Source organism: Microvirga brassicacearum, assembly GCF_008757455.1.
Taxonomy (GTDB): Bacteria; Pseudomonadota; Alphaproteobacteria; order Rhizobiales; family Beijerinckiaceae; genus Microvirga; species Microvirga brassicacearum.
Genome location: NZ_VCMV01000035.1, coordinates 31,451 through 46,242 on the forward strand (window position 1 = coordinate 31,451; position 14,792 = coordinate 46,242).

A 14,792-nucleotide genomic window follows, 5' to 3' on the forward strand; every position below is an offset into this window, starting at 1 on the left:
CGGGATCCTCCGATGACCGCACTTGTCGAAACGGCGACGATGCCGATGCGGCGCCATCTGCGCTTCAATCACACCACGCGCTATTGGTTGCTGATCGCTCCGGCTTTGCTGCTCATGATCGTGTTTTACCTCTATCCAATCGGCCGCGTGCTGTGGATGAGCGTCACCGTGCCCGCGCCAGGCCTCGACAATTACGCGCTGCTTGCCACAAGCGCCTCGATTCAAAAGATGCTCTGGACGACCGCGCGGATCAGCGTCGTGACCACGGCCATCACCCTTATCCTCGCCTATGTGGTGTCCTACGCCCTCGTTCATGCTTCGCCGCGCACACAACGCTGGATGTTTCTCGGCGTCCTCATTCCGCTCTGGATTTCCGTCCTTGTCCGCGCTTTTGCGTGGTTCGTGCTGCTGCGGCGCGAGGGACTGATCAACACGACCCTGCACGCCTCCGGTGTCATCGACACGCCGCTCAACCTGATCTGGAATGAGGTCGGAGTCATGATCGGCATGGTCCATTACATGCTGCCCTTCGGCATTCTGCCGATCTTCGCCAACATGCGCGATATCGACCAGCGCTGCATCGCGGCTGCGCGCGGTTTGGGAGCAAAGCGGTTCGAGGCGTTCTGGCGCATCTTTCTGCCGCTTTCCCTGCCGGGCGTCGTCGGCGCCAGCATCCTGGTCTTCATCTTCTCGCTCGGTTTCTTCGTCACGCCCGCGCTGCTGGGAGGCGGCAAGACGTTGATGATCGCCGAGTACATCAAAGTCCAGATTCTCGAAGTCGTGCGCTGGGGGGTCGGGACGATGCTGGCTGCTACTCTTCTGGTGGTGATCGGCGGCCTGCTCGCCGGCCTCAGTCGCGTGGTGGACTTGCGCAAGCTTTTTGGAGCGGGTTGATCCATGACCCAGAGCGGCCTCGGCAATATCTCGATCATGACGCGATCGCTCGCGTGGGCGATCATCTGTTTCCTCGTCCTTCCCATCACGGTGGTGTTCGCGGTCTCGGTGACGGACCGGCATTATCTCTCGCTGCCTGAGAACGGAATCTCCTTTCAGTACTACCGCAACCTTCTCACCAGCGGTCCTTGGCTCACTAGCATCCTGCAAAGCTTCATTATCGCCTGTGTTTCCACCGCGATTGCAGGTGTGGCCGGAACGCTTTGCGCCATCGGCTGCTGGAGGCTCAGCAACAAGGCCAGCAATTTCATTCGCCTGCTGATGCTGGCGCCGATCATGGTGCCAACGATCGTCTACGCGCTCGGCATCTATCAGTTCTGGATCGATCTGCGGCTCATCGACTCGTATACCGGCGTCATCATCGCCCATGCGGTGACGGGGATCCCCTATGTCGTCATCACGGTCTCGACCGCGCTTGCCGGCTTCGATCCCCGGCTCGAACAGGCATCGCTCAATCTCGGCGCCAACATGGCGCAGACGCTCCGGCTGGTCATCATCCCGAACATCATGCCGGGCGTCGTCTCCGGCCTGATCTTCGCCTTCATTCACAGCTGGGACGAATTGGTCATCGTGCTCTTCATCGCGGGACGCGGGGTATTCACGCTTCCCCGCCGCATGTGGGACGGCATCAACGAAGCACTCGATCCCACCATGGCCGCCGTGGCGGCCGTGCTGATCCTCCTGACGATCTGCCTCTTGGTCGTCGACATCTACGCCCGGTCGCGGCGCGCGAGCTAAAACGCAAAGGAACCTTCACATGTCGCAAAGCAGCGAATTCGGCGCCGAGAAGAAGAGCGCGCTCGCGTGGATTGACGAGAATACCGCGCGCCTGTCGGAGGATCACCGCACGATCTGGGATCTGCACGAACCATCCTGGCGCGAGTACAAGTCCGCGGCATGGTATGTTGAACGCCTGCGCGCCGAAGGCTTCACGGTGGAAGACGGCTCGGGCAACATGCCCACGGCTTTTTGCGCCGAATGGTCGAACGGCGACGGACCGACCATCGGCGGCTATGCGGAATACGATGCGGTGCCGGGTACCTCGCAGGAGCCGGTCCCCTATCGCAAACCGCGCGAGGGCGTGAGCCGACATGCGGCCGGTCACACCGACCCGCATTCCGCCCTCGGGATGGGTTCCTTTGCGGGGTTTCTCGCCGCCAAGCACGCGATGGAACGTCATGGCATCAAAGGTCGGCTGAAGTTCTTCGGCGAGCCGGCCGAAAAGATGTGCGGTTCGAAACCGGTCCACGCCGCCAAGGGTTACTACGACGATCTCGACGCGGCGATCAGTTTTCACCCGCATTCCTTCCCGGCGCTGGCGAATAGCTGTTTCTGGGACACGCACAGCGCGCCCTATTGGAGCCGGATCTACACCTTCGAGTGCAACAATCCTGAAACTTGGCAGCAAACGGGCGCGTTCGCTGGCGTCGCGCACAGCCACTCCACGGCGCGTGCCCCTGGCGCCATCGACGCCGTCTGCCTCATGTATACCTCGTCTAAGTACATGAAGGAGGCGATGCTGCCGCATCATGGTAGCTGGAGCCTCAACGAATTCATCCTGCAGGCGGGGCAGGCTGCCGCGGACAATCTCGCGCCGGGCCTGGCGCAGATCCAATACTCGCTGCGCGCCCCGACACTCGACATGTGCGAGCGTGTGTTCGAGGTGCTGGACCGGAACGCGGAGCATTGTGCGGCCATGACCCACTGCACCTCCACCGCAAGCTGGGTGACGCGGACGCGCGCCGGCCTACCCAACCATGCGATGGCCGAAACGGCATGGCGGAATTTCGAAGCGATCGGCGCACCGAAATGGAGCGAAGAAGCGCGAGTCTTCGGTCGCGAGATCCAGAAGAACCTCGGCCTCGAGCCCATGGGCGACCCGTTCATGCCGGAGATCCAGAAGCTCACAGCCCCGTGGGACGGCGAGCAGGCGTTCCGCGCGCAGCTGCCGTCGTGGCAGAAGAACCTCGCTGCTGACGATTATGTCGACTACACGTGGCACGCACCGACCGTGCGTCTCTATGTCGGCCGGCCGACGCTCAAGGCGCCGCCCGGATATCGTTATCCCGAATGGACGCGTTACGCGATGGGCGGAATGGCCGCTTGCATCGATCCGATGTGGACGACCGCCAGCAAGGTGATCGCCGCGACGATCGTCGACCTCCTCACGGATGGGACTTCCCTCGCAAGAGCGCAGGCCGAGTTCAAGGATCGCACCGGCGGCGGCATTGGCGGCGAAAAATGGGTGGCGCCGCTCCTGCCTTCCGATTTCGAGCCACCTGTCCATTACCGCTGGCCGGAATACGTCACGACGGAGCGCGGTCGCGAATGGACGATCCCGACTGCAGCGCGCTGACGCGTCATTCAAAAGAACCACGACGACACGCCTAGGAGGAAACATGTCGATCATTTCGGAAAACGAATACCGCTACAACATGCTGATCAAGACGTTCGCATCCCGGCCGGAACCCGCTTTCCATGCCGAGCCGGAGCAGGTTGAGGTGTGGGGGCGGCATTGGGGCTGTAACAACGATGTGGGTCAGATCCGATTGGTCCTGATGCATCGTCCCGGCAATGAGCTCAACATCGTCGATCCCTCGAAACGACTGCCCGATATCGGCGCCTTCGGCGATCCCGACAAAGGGTGGTACTGGCGCGGCGATTCCGTGCCCGATCTGGTCTCCCAGCAGGAGCAGCACGACGGTCTCGCAGCGGCGCTGCGAGAGGAGGGTGCCGAAGTCGTCTATGTGGACGAATGCGCGCCCGGCAAGATGAAAACCGTCTATACGCGCGACAGTGTCATCGCCGTCGATGGCGGGGCGATCGTGACCCGCATGGGTCCGCCGATCCGGCGCGGCGAGGAACTGCCGGTCACCCGCACGCTCGGCAAGCTCGGCATGCCGATCTTGCGCACGATCAGCGGCACCGGCCTGTTGGAAGGCGGCAGCTTCGCGTTCATCACGCCGAAAGTGGCCGTCGTCGCGTTGTCGAGCCGCGGGAACGAGGAAGGTGCACGACAACTCGAGGACGTGCTGCGCACTCAGGGCGTCGAACTTCTCCGGGTCGAGTTAACCGGCTACCGGCTTCACATCGACGGCATGTTCGTCATGGTGGATGCGGAAACCGCCTTCGTGAATCCGACCCTGCTGCCGTTCTGGTTCCTGGAAAAGCTGAAGGCGCTCGGCATCCGGCAGATCGAGGTCTGCCCCGATGATCAACCTTGGGTCATCAACTGCCTCGCGGTCCGTCCAGGTCGTGTTCTCATGGCTGGCGGACTTTCCGACAGGACGATGACGAAATTCGACAAAGCCGGAATCTCGGTCCGCGTCGTGCCATACGATAAGGTCTCGTTGGGCGGCGGAGGCATCCATTGCTCGACCTCGCCACTGATCCGCGATCCTCTCTGACCCCTCGCAAAAGACCCGGATTTGCACGCGAGTCCGGGTCTTCTCCTTTACGCGCGTGTGACGCCATTGAAGGAACAATGACATGAACGGCGCCGAGAGCCTGGTCCGAACGCTGATCGCGGGCGGGATCGATACCTGCTTTGCAAATCCCGGCACCTCGGAGATGCATTTCGTCGCCGCGCTCGATCGAGTTGCGGGAATGCGCTGCATCCTCGGCTTGTTCGAAGGCGTCGTATCCGGTGCAGCCGACGGTTACGGACGAATGGCGGATAAACCCGCAGCGACGTTGCTGCATCTGGGCCCCGGCCTCGGCAATGCACTCGCCAATCTTCACAATGCTCGTAAGGCCTGCACGCCGATGGTCAACATCGTGGGCGATCACGCCACCCATCATCGCCAATATGATGCGCCGCTGACGGCGGACGTCGAAGGCGTGGCGCGCCCGATGTCGGATTGGGTGAAGACGTCCATGAGCGCGCGCGATGTCGCCCGTGACGGCGCGGAAGCGATCGCGGCCGCGCTCGCCGGCCCCGGACAGGTGGCAACCTTGATCCTGCCCGCCGACACCGCGTGGGGCGAGGCGAACGGGCCTGCGCCGTCCGTCGTGCCGCCTTCTCGCCGCAAGGTTCCGGATGAGGCCATCACGGAAGCGGTCGCGGCGCTGAGATCCGGCGAACGGACCCTCATTCTGATCGGCGGTCGGGCGTTGCGCGCCAAGCCGATCGAGATCGCCAGCCGGATCGCAAAGGCAACGAACGCCGGCCTGCTGGCGCCGACATCGAATGCCCGCATCGAACGCGGTGCCGGTCGCGTGATCCTGGATCGGATCTTCTACCCTCTCGATCAGGCACTGGAACAACTGCGCGGCTACAAACGCGTGATCCTTGTCGGCGCGGCGAATCCGGTCGCCTTTTTTGCCTACCCGGGCAAGCCAAGCCTCGTGCTGCCACCCGATTGCAAGATCCATGTTCTGGCCGAGCCCCAGGACGATCTGGGGGATGCGTTGGAACGACTCGCCGCGGAAGTTGGAGCCGACGCCCACAAGCCCCTCACGCAGAATGCCTTGCGCCCCACCCTGCCGAAGGGCGCGCTGACGGCGGAAACGATCGCCGCGGTCGTCGGCGCGCTGCTCCCCGAAAATGCCATCGTGGTGGATGAGAGCATCAATGCGGGCGGTTGGGTCTATCCCCTGACGGCGGGATCGCCGGCTCACGATTGGCTGCAACTCACCGGCGGCTCCATCGGGATCGGCCTCCCCCTTGCCACTGGCGCGGCGGTCGCGTGTCCGGATCGTCGTGTCGTTGCCCTGCAGGCCGACGGGAGCGGCATGTACACGCTGCAGGCGTTGTGGACTCAGGCCCGCGAAAAACTCAACGTCACCAACATCATCTTTTCCAACCGCGCGTATGCCAGCCTGGAAACGGAGCTGAGAAATGTGGGTGCGCTCAATCCCGGCCGCATTGCGCTCGACATGCTCGATCTCAGTCGGCCCGACCTCGACTGGGTGAAGCTTGCCGAAGGAATGGGCGTCGAAGCCGCTCGCGCGGACACGATCGAGAAGCTCATCGACCTGTTCCAGACCAGCACGCGCCGACCGGGCCCGTTCCTGATCGAAGTTCCCTGTTAGGCGATCACCATGAACCGGATGAACAACCTCGCGGTCAACGCCGATCGGCTCTGGTCCGATCTCATGGAAACCGCGCAGATCGGCGGCACGCAAAAGGGCGGTATCCGCCGGCTGACTCTAAGCGATGAGGACCGTCAGGTGCGCGACTGGTTCCGCGCCCAATGCGAGACGCTTGGATGCACGGTCGAAGTGGACGAAGTCGGCAACATGTTCGCAACCCGGCCAGGTCGCCGCGGTGACCTGCCGCCGATCGCGATGGGGAGCCATCTGGATACGCAGCCGACCGGCGGGAAATTCGACGGAGTGCTGGGCGTACTCGCAGGACTCGAATGTCTGCGGACACTTCATGATGCCGCCTACCAGACCAACGCGCCCCTCATGCTCGTCAACTGGACAAACGAGGAAGGCTCCCGTTTCGCGCCCGCCATGCTGGGATCGGGCGTCCATGCGGGCGTGTTCGATCCCGCCTTCGCGGATACGCGGGAGGATTCAGAGCATAACACCTTCGGCAGCGCGCTGGATTCAATCGGCTATCGCGGACCACTGAAGGCTGGCAGCCTTTCGATCGGCGCGATGTTCGAACTTCATATCGAGCAAGGGCCGATCCTTGAAGCCGAGGGCGACACGATCGGCATCGTCAAGGGTGTGCAGGGGATGCGGTGGTATGATGTGGAGATCACCGGGCGCGAATCCCATGCCGGATCGACGCCGATGCATCTGCGGCGGGACGCCTTGACGAGCAGCGCCGAGTTCATCTGTGCCATCGATCGTATCGCACGCGAGATGAAAGACGCGGTGGCGACAGTCGGCACAATCGCGACGCATCCCAACTCGCGCAACGTCATCCCCGGTCGCACCGTCCTGAGCATCGATTTGCGTCATCCCGACAAAGGATCGCTGGATTCGATCGAGGCCCAATTGGACGCGGCCCTCGCAGATATTGCCCGAGCGCACGGCGTCACCGCCACCATGGTGCGGATCTGGGACTCGCCGCCCGTCCCGTTCGCAGAAACCTGCCTGCAATCCATTCGTCAGGCGGCGCGCCAATGCGGCTATCGGAGCCGCGAGATGATCTCGGGAGCCGGCCACGATGCCGCCTATATCGCGCGCGTCGCTCCGACCGCCATGATCTTCGTGCCCTGTGCTGGCGGATTGAGTCATAACGAGGAGGAGGATGCCTCTTTCGAGGACTGCAAGGCTGGCGCGCAGGTTCTTCTACAGGCCGTATTGGACTATGATCGCCGGTTCGGAGATCCTGGCATCGAAACAACAGAGGCCGGCACAGGCCGCTTGAACGACAAGCAAGCGGCCAGTTCCTCATGAGGTGATGCGCGGGCCGGCAACTTCTGGCATTGAAGCTCGCCCCCGTGGCGCGGACCGCCTTCGGCCGGCTTTTGCTGGCAGGAGCGTGCGCGGCACCCGCGAAAGTAGCGTGTTGCGGAGGTGAATGGCGAGCATGGCAGCAATCATCGATAATGCCAACGTGCACCATGGTGGTTCCTATAGTGAGAAACCGCCATCGATGATGTGGATAGCTCCAGTGGTGTACTTCGACTCGTCCGACGCGAGATAAACCGCCATTGCCGCAATCTCTTTTGCGCTGCCCAGCCTCCCGAGGGGCTGGCGATCCACAAAAACCTGACGAATTTCAGCAACGCTCCTGTTCGTTGCAGCCGCCTGGGCAGCGATTCGTGCATCGAGCGACGGCGAATCGATGGTGCCGGGACAGATGACATTTGCGCGGATTCCGGCGCGAATGAAGTCGGCGGCGATCGCCTTCGTGAGACCGATCACCGCCGCTTTGCTAGCACCATAGACATAGCGGTTGGGAGCGCCGCGAATGGACGACACTGCGGACGCGACGTTGATGATGGATCCATTGCCGCGTTCCAGCATTCCTGGCAGGAAAGCGCGAACAGTGCGGTGCATCGACTTCACGTTTACGTCGAAGCTGAGATCCCAGTCCCCTTCTGCGCAATCGAGCACACTGCCATGATGAACATAGCCAGCCGCGTTCACGAGTACGTCGATGCCACCTATCTCGCGGGCCAGCGTATCAATCGCCTCGGTGGAACGAACGTCGAGCGCGCGCGCTGTTGCCGGATCGAGTCCGATCAGCTTGGTTGCATCGAGGTCGGTACTCCAGACGATTGCGCCCTCCGCGACGAAACATTCCGCGATGGCGCGACCGATACCCTGGCCGGCAGCGGTGATGAAGCAAACCTTCCCGTTTAGACGACTTGTCATGTTTAGTTTCTCCAAAGTGAAGTGCTGTTCGATGGGGGAATTCGGAGAGCGCCACGTCTGATGTAACTGAGGTCAAAGAGTTTTCGCGCTACGTCCCACGCGAACATGCGCCGGAACAGACACTCGATCGGAAGATCGTGCTCTGCTGCCGGGCTGCCCTGCCGGTTGCTGCGTCCTGGCAGGACGCTCGCCCTTCTATGAGCGCCCCCCCTTGACAGGCGTTCGATTTTGCCTTGATTTAACGATAAACCAGTTATCGAATTTGAAAAGCAGAAACAGAATGAGCGCAGTTGCTTCCATCCCAGAGCGATCCCAAACCATCACGATGTCGGACATGCGGGAGCGGTTCTTTACTGCTTTGCTCTCCGACGTGCTGGACGGGCTTGGCTGCGTCAACCAAGCGATGGCTTCCACCATCCGCCCGCTCGACGATGCGCTGGTGATGGTCGGGCGGGCGCGGACGGCCCTCTACCTCGAGGTCTTTGAGGCTCCGGAGCCCGGTGAGAACCCCTATGAGCTGGAAATTGAGCTGGTGGACAGCCTCACAGCCGATCAGATCCCAATTTTTTGCTGCGGGAAGTCAGGGCGAATTGCGCCTTGGGGAGGCCTCCTGAGCACGGCTGCGAAATTCAGGGGAGCGGCCGGTGCGGTCATGGATGGCTTCGTGCGTGACACTCGGGAAATCCGTCGCATCGAATTCCCGGTGTTCCATGGAGGCATTGCACCCTTGGACAGCAAGGGTCGTGGAAAGATTGTCGCCATCGACGTCGGTATCGAGTGCGCGGGGGTAAAGGTCCGCTCCGGGGACCTCGTGTTTGGCGATGCGGACGGTGTCATCGTCGTGCCCCAAGAAATCGAACACCAGGTCATCGTAGCCGCGCTGGAAAAATTGAAGGGTGAACGCAAGACCATGCACGCTCTCGAATCGGGGCAGTCGCTCGCGGCGGTGTTTGCGGAGTTCGGAATTCTCTAGCGTCCAAGCTTCGCGAAAGGGAGGAACTTTCCGAAGTTGACGTCGGTGTTGCGTAGGACTTTTAGGCGAAGCATCAAACAAGAGGGAACAGAGATGTTATTGTGGAGCAGAAGAATCTTCCAGCTCGCGGCTGTGGCTACCGGCGCGCTCTACGCCAATGGAGCGCTGGCGGATAGCAAAATTTGCGGGCAGAAGGGTGGCGACCTGATATTCGGCATGGAGGCTAAATTCAGCACGCTCGACCAGCATGCGAACGCAGCCCACTCGACGCGCAACATCGCCATGAATGTCTTCGAGACGTTGATGACTCGCGACGAGAATATGAGCCCGATCCTTGATCTCGCTGAATCTCTCGATATCAGCGCCGACAAAAAGACGTACACGTTCAAGCTCCGCCCCAATGTCCTCTTCCACAATGGAAAACCTTTGACATCGGCGGATGTCGCCGCTTCATTTGAGCGGTACAAGCGCGTTGGCGTCGACCGTTCGGCCCTGGATGGCATTGCTCGCTGGGAAACCCCGGATCCCCAGACCTTCACGATCGTACTCACTGCGCCGAGGGCAACGTTCCTGGAGAGCATTTCCGCCTCCACCGTCCCCATCGTCATCGTGCCTGTCGAGGAAGCCTCTGCGGCTGCCACCCACCTCAAGCCAATCGGGACAGGCCCGTTCGAGCTCGTCGAGCTCGTCCCCGACAGCCACGTCAAGCTGAAGCGCTTCGACAAATATGTGCCGAACGCGAAGCACAAGGAGATATCCGGTTTTGCCGGCCACAAGGAGGCCTGCCTCGATACGGTCACCTTCAAGGCCCTGCCAGAGCCTGGTGCACGTACAGCTGCGCTTGAAGTGGGTGAAATTCATGCTGTCGAGGACGTCCCCACGCTTTCCCAGAAGCGGCTTGCGGAGAACAAGGACATAAAACTTGTTCGGCTGAAGAATGCGGCACTGAACGTCACTTATCCAAATCAATCGGCATCCCCGACCGACAATGTCAAGGTAAGGCAGGCGATCCTTGCGGCCCTCGACATGGAAGAGATTATGGAGGCCGCAACCGATGGGGCCTTCGATCTCAACCCGTCGTTTCAGTTCCCTGGACAGGCCTATTACACGGAGGCTGGCAAAGAGCTTTACAACCAGCGCAATCCTGAGAAGTCCAAGAAGCTCCTGGCCGAGGCTGGATATAAGGGCGAGAAGGTGACCTTGCTGACGACGCGTGACATTCCGCGCGCCTACACCACCGCTTTTGTCATGTCCGAACAGATGAAGGCCGCCGGAATAAACGCCGAACTGCTGGTGCTCGATTGGCCGACGGCCTTAAGCATAAGCATGAATGAAACCAAGGGCTGGAACTTCTTCTTCACTGGCTGGATCACAGTGACCGCGCAGGGTGGGGCTCAATCCCTTCGCAATCTCGCCGATCCCTCCAATGTCCACAAGCCGAAGGATAACAAATCCGACCCCATATTCATGGAGGCGTTCCAGCGCATTGCAAACGGAGAGACCCTGGAGGAACGGAAGAAGGCGTTCGCCGATGCGCAGGCAAGGGCGCTCGATCAAGTGATGGCCTTTCCCTTTGGATCTGTACCGAAAATTCAGGCGACGCGGGCCAATGTCGAAGGATACAAACCCTTCTTCAACACCCGTGTGTCGAATGTTTGGATCAAACGCTAGAACGACAAAAATGCGGCCCGACTCGGGCCGCATTTCCCACCGACGGGGACGGCGATGAGAGCCTATGCGATAAAACGAATACTCCAGGCCATTCCGATCTTGATGCTGGTGAGTCTCATCTCATTTGGAATCATGCAACTGGTCCCCGGAGATCCGGCAAGCCTTCTCGCCGGACCCAATGCCACGCCTGCGGAGCTCGAGCAGGTGCGCATCAACCTCGGTCTCGACAAGCCGTTCCTGACTCAGCTCTTTATCTTCTACGGCAATCTCCTCAAAGGGGATCTCGGTCACTCGCTCCTGCTCGGAAAGCCGGTAACGGAGGCTGTTTTCGAGCGCTCTCCGGTCAGTATCTCGATCGCGCTATATTCCTTGGTCCTGACGGTTATTTTCGGCCTCGCAATCGGAGTCCTGGCCGCCATACGACACAATACGTGGGTCGATCAGATCGCCACCAGTTTCGCGTTGATTGGTGTGTCCCTTCCGAACTTCTGGCTTGGGTTAGTCATGATCGTGGTTTTCTCGGTGCATCTCGGCCTGCTTCCGACGGGAGGGTATGTGCCGTTCACGAGGGATCCCATGGGCTGGCTTGTCGCGGCGACGATGCCCGCCGTCTCCCTCGCCTTGATGCAGATTGGTCTGCTCGCGCGTCTGACGCGATCGACAATGCTTGAAGTGCTGAGCCAGGACTACATCCGCACAGCGCGTGCGAAAGGACTTTCGGAGATCCGTGTCATCGCCAAGCATGCATTGGCCAATGTCATGATCCCAGTCGTCACAGTACTAGGAATGATCCTTTCCGTGCTCATGTCGGGATCGGTGATTGTTGAGACCGTTTTTGCCATTCCGGGAATTGGCTCGCTGCTTGGAAACGCCATCCTCGGACGTGATTACCCCATGATCCAGGGTGGCCTTCTGTTCGTCGCGGCGGTCTTGCTGACACTCAATATCGTCGTGGACCTGTTGTATGCCTATCTCGATCCGCGGGTCCGTGTCAGATGAGTTCCAGGACAGTCTCCGAGACGCCGGCCGGTGTTGTCGCACGCAAGTATTTTTGGCGCGGACGAATTGCCCGCCGGTTGATGAAACACCGGTCATTCGTCATCGGCGCCGTGCTCTGTACGCTGGTGCTGCTCGTAGCGATCTTTGCGCCTTTGATTGCGCCGACCGATCCGAACCGGATGGCCATCCGGTTCCGGTTCCAGCCGCCGTCATGGGATTTTCCGCTTGGCACCGACAATCTCGGCCGTAATCTTGTCAGTAGGGTTGCGTACGGAGCACGGCTCAGCCTGATGATCGGGCTCGGGGTTGTCCTCCTCAATGCTGCTTTTGGCGTTCTGCTGGGTGCCCTCGCGGGCTATTTCGAGCGGCTCGACGGCTTTCTCATGCGCTTGTCCGATGCGCTGATGGCCTTTCCGTCCATTCTTCTCGCGATCGGGATCGCAGCGGCGCTCGGAGCTTCAGCGACCACGGCGGTGATCGCACTCGCCGTCGTATACATCCCCAGAACCGCTCGAATTCTTAGGGCATCAGTTCTCGTGGTCAAAGAACAGGAATTCGTCCAAGCCTCGCAAGCTGCAGGGGCAAGCCACGGCCGGATCCTTTTCCGCCGTATCCTGCCCAACTGCATGGCTCCTCTTATCGTTCAGCTCAGCTTCGTTTTTGCTTACGCTGTGCTCTCCGAAGCGGTCCTCAGCTTCCTCGGCCTCGGCGCCCCACCGACAACGCCCAGTTGGGGCATCTTGATCTCCGAGGGGCGCAGTTACATTCGTGAAGCCCCCTGGCTGACCATCGTTCCAGGGGGAGCGATAGCCGTCACCGTGCTTGGGCTGAACCTTCTGGGCGACGGGTTGCGCGATGTTCTTGATCCGCGCGTAAAGATGGACGGAGCCTGATGAGCCAGACGCCATTACTCAGTCTCCGCAATCTTCGCACGATGTTTACAGGAGAGAACGGCGAGGTCGTCGCCGTCGACAATGTCAGCTTCGACGTCAACGCGGGCGAGATCGTCGGTGTTGTCGGCGAGAGCGGCTCTGGGAAGAGTGTTACTGCGCTGTCGATCATGGGTCTTCTCCCAAAAACGGGGGCACGCATAAGTGGGGGAGAGATCCTGTTCCGTGGAAGGGATCTGCTCAAGCTCTCATCGCGCGAAATGCGCGGCTTGAGGGGGCGCGAGATCGGAATGATCTTTCAGGAGCCGATGAGTTCTCTCAATCCTGTGTTTCCGATCGGTGACCAGATTGTCGAGACTATCATCGCGCATGAGCGCATCGGTCACCGGGCGGCTTCCGCCCGCGCGGCCGACCTTTTGAATCGCGTGGGCATTTCATCTCCGGCGCGCCGGATGCTGGACTACCCACACCAGCTCTCAGGCGGCATGCGGCAACGGGTGATGATCGCGATCGCGCTTGCTTGCTCGCCCAAGCTCCTTCTTGCTGATGAGCCGACGACGGCGCTTGATGTGACCATCCAAGCGCAGCTCCTGGATCTCCTCAGGGACATCCAGGATGAGACGGGCATGGCCATCGTTCTCATCACCCACAATATGGGTGTGATCGCCGAATGTGCGGACCGCGTTGTTGTGATGTATGCCGGCCGCGTCGCAGAGGAAGCGCCTGTCGACCGGATTTTTGATGCGCCGAACCATCCCTATACGGTCGGGTTGCTGGGAAGCACGCCGGATATCACGCGCGACGAACGGCGACTCTGGACGATTCCCGGCTCGTTGCCGCGTATTGAAGCGCCGCCGAGTGGCTGTCGCTTCGCGCCTCGTTGCCAGCTCGCCATCGCGGATTGCGAGCGCGGACAGCCGCAAGCTGTCCAGATCGGCGCAGCTCACTGGGCGGCATGCTTGCGAACTCAGGACGCGTCGAGCCTCGGGAGAAAGACGTGACACAGCCATTGCTCACGGTGAAGAACCTCAGCAAGAGCTTCGCGGCGCGGGGTGCCGCGTCGGCTAAGGACAGTCGTACAATCTATGCTGTCGACGATGTTGGCTTTCACGTTGAACACGGGGAAACGCTCGGGTTGGTTGGTGAAAGCGGTTGCGGGAAATCGACGACGGGCCGCCTTATCATGAGGTTGATCGAGCCGAGCGAAGGCTCAGTCCAGTTCGAAGGGCAGGATGTCCTTTCGCTCAAGGGAACAGATCTCAAGCGGCTTCGAAAAGCCATGCAAATCGTCTTCCAGGATCCCTTCAGCTCCCTCAATCCCCGCATGTCGGTCGAAGATATCATTATCGAACCTCTCGTCGTTCAGGGCGACATGAACGGCACCGACATGAGACGGAGGGCGCGCCAGCTTCTCGACAAAGTCGGTCTTTCGTCGGCCCATGCAGGTCGATATCCGCACGAGTTTTCGGGAGGACAACGTCAACGGGTCGGGATTGCTCGCGCGTTGGCGCCCAACCCCAAATTCATCGTCTGCGACGAGGCCGTGTCAGCGCTTGACGTATCGGTTCAGGCTCAGGTGATCAATCTCCTGCAAGATCTGCAGGAGGAGTTTGGCCTGTCCTATCTTTTCATTTCCCACGATCTTTCTGTGGTTAGGCACATCTCGACGCGTGTTGCAGTGATGTACTTGGGAAAGATCGTCGAGATTGCGGATAAGAAGACACTCTATGCGTCGCCCCGTCATCCCTATACGCAAGCGCTGTTGGCATCTATTCCCGTGCCTCATCCCAGTCTTCGGCGGCAGCGTGCGAGGATTGGGGGCGAGGTCGCCAGTGCACTTGCGCCGCCCTCGGGTTGCCGGTTCAGCCAGCGCTGCCCGATGGCGGAGGATCTTTGCCGGCGGGAGGCGCCCGCCATGCGCCACCTGGCAGCAAGTCACGAGGTAGCCTGCCACTTTGCCGAGAGAAGCGGCACACGTGCGGCAAGCCCGAAAGCGCGCGCGGTCGGCTAGGCAGGCCGCATCA

Annotated in this window: 13 protein-coding genes; 12 read left to right on the forward strand and 1 reads right to left on the reverse strand. The window is 60.8% G+C overall.

Annotation, left to right across the window (positions count from 1 at the left end; all coding sequences use genetic code 11):
• The 6 genes from FEZ63_RS18375 to FEZ63_RS18400 form a co-directional block, all read left to right on the forward strand.
• Positions 1–894, forward strand: an 894-nt coding sequence (locus FEZ63_RS18375) for an ABC transporter permease (protein ID WP_210251578.1), incomplete at its 5' end; no start/stop codon positions are given.
• Between the two features lie 3 nt (positions 895–897).
• Complete coding sequence (locus tag FEZ63_RS18380) at positions 898–1,692, forward strand: ABC transporter permease (protein WP_201274202.1); 795 nt, start codon at positions 898–900, stop codon at positions 1,690–1,692.
• Between the two features lie 19 nt (positions 1,693–1,711).
• Positions 1,712–3,310 carry a zinc-binding metallopeptidase family protein gene (locus FEZ63_RS18385; RefSeq protein WP_150947187.1) on the forward strand — a complete coding sequence of 533 codons (1,599 nt, stop codon included), beginning with the start codon at positions 1,712–1,714 and terminating at the stop codon, positions 3,308–3,310.
• A 43-nt stretch (positions 3,311–3,353) separates the two neighbouring features.
• Positions 3,354–4,361, forward strand: coding sequence for a dimethylarginine dimethylaminohydrolase family protein (locus tag FEZ63_RS18390; RefSeq protein WP_150947189.1), 1,008 nt, complete (start codon positions 3,354–3,356; stop codon positions 4,359–4,361).
• Positions 4,362–4,443: 82 nt separating this feature from the next.
• Complete coding sequence (locus FEZ63_RS18395; protein WP_150947191.1) at positions 4,444–5,988, forward strand: acetolactate synthase large subunit; 1,545 nt, start codon at positions 4,444–4,446, stop codon at positions 5,986–5,988.
• A gap of 9 nt (positions 5,989–5,997) precedes the next feature.
• Positions 5,998–7,311, forward strand: a complete 1,314-nt coding sequence (locus FEZ63_RS18400; protein WP_338042234.1) for a Zn-dependent hydrolase — start codon at positions 5,998–6,000, stop codon at positions 7,309–7,311.
• Positions 7,312–7,488: 177 nt separating this feature from the next.
• Here FEZ63_RS18400 and FEZ63_RS18405 read toward each other — a convergent pair whose 3' ends face one another.
• Entirely contained in the window at positions 7,489–8,235 is a 747-nt protein-coding gene (locus tag FEZ63_RS18405; RefSeq protein WP_150947194.1) for an SDR family oxidoreductase, read from the reverse strand.
• A 211-nt stretch (positions 8,236–8,446) separates the two neighbouring features.
• Between FEZ63_RS18405 and FEZ63_RS18410 the strand changes: the two genes are divergently transcribed.
• The 6 genes from FEZ63_RS18410 to FEZ63_RS18435 are packed head-to-tail and all read left to right on the forward strand — an operon-like array spanning position 8,447 to position 14,779.
• Complete coding sequence (locus tag FEZ63_RS18410) at positions 8,447–9,208, forward strand: RraA family protein (RefSeq protein ID WP_244622875.1); 762 nt, start codon at positions 8,447–8,449, stop codon at positions 9,206–9,208.
• A gap of 45 nt (positions 9,209–9,253) precedes the next feature.
• Complete coding sequence (locus tag FEZ63_RS18415) at positions 9,254–10,879, forward strand: ABC transporter substrate-binding protein (RefSeq protein WP_244622884.1); 1,626 nt, start codon at positions 9,254–9,256, stop codon at positions 10,877–10,879.
• A 54-nt stretch (positions 10,880–10,933) separates the two neighbouring features.
• On the forward strand, positions 10,934–11,878 hold the full coding sequence (locus FEZ63_RS18420) for an ABC transporter permease (RefSeq protein WP_150947198.1): 945 nt from the start codon (positions 10,934–10,936) through the stop codon (positions 11,876–11,878).
• Positions 11,875–12,771: an ABC transporter permease gene (locus tag FEZ63_RS18425; protein ID WP_150947199.1), complete on the forward strand. Its 897-nt coding sequence runs from the start codon at positions 11,875–11,877 to the stop codon at positions 12,769–12,771. Before FEZ63_RS18420 ends, FEZ63_RS18425 begins: the two co-directional genes overlap by 4 nt.
• Positions 12,771–13,769 (forward strand): ABC transporter ATP-binding protein, encoded by a 999-nt coding sequence (locus FEZ63_RS18430; RefSeq protein ID WP_150947200.1) that lies wholly within the window; start codon positions 12,771–12,773, stop codon positions 13,767–13,769. Before FEZ63_RS18425 ends, FEZ63_RS18430 begins: the two co-directional genes overlap by 1 nt.
• Positions 13,766–14,779 carry an ABC transporter ATP-binding protein gene (locus FEZ63_RS18435; RefSeq protein ID WP_244622876.1) on the forward strand — a complete coding sequence of 338 codons (1,014 nt, stop codon included), beginning with the start codon at positions 13,766–13,768 and terminating at the stop codon, positions 14,777–14,779. Before FEZ63_RS18430 ends, FEZ63_RS18435 begins: the two co-directional genes overlap by 4 nt.
• The last annotated feature ends 13 nt before the right edge of the window (positions 14,780–14,792 follow it).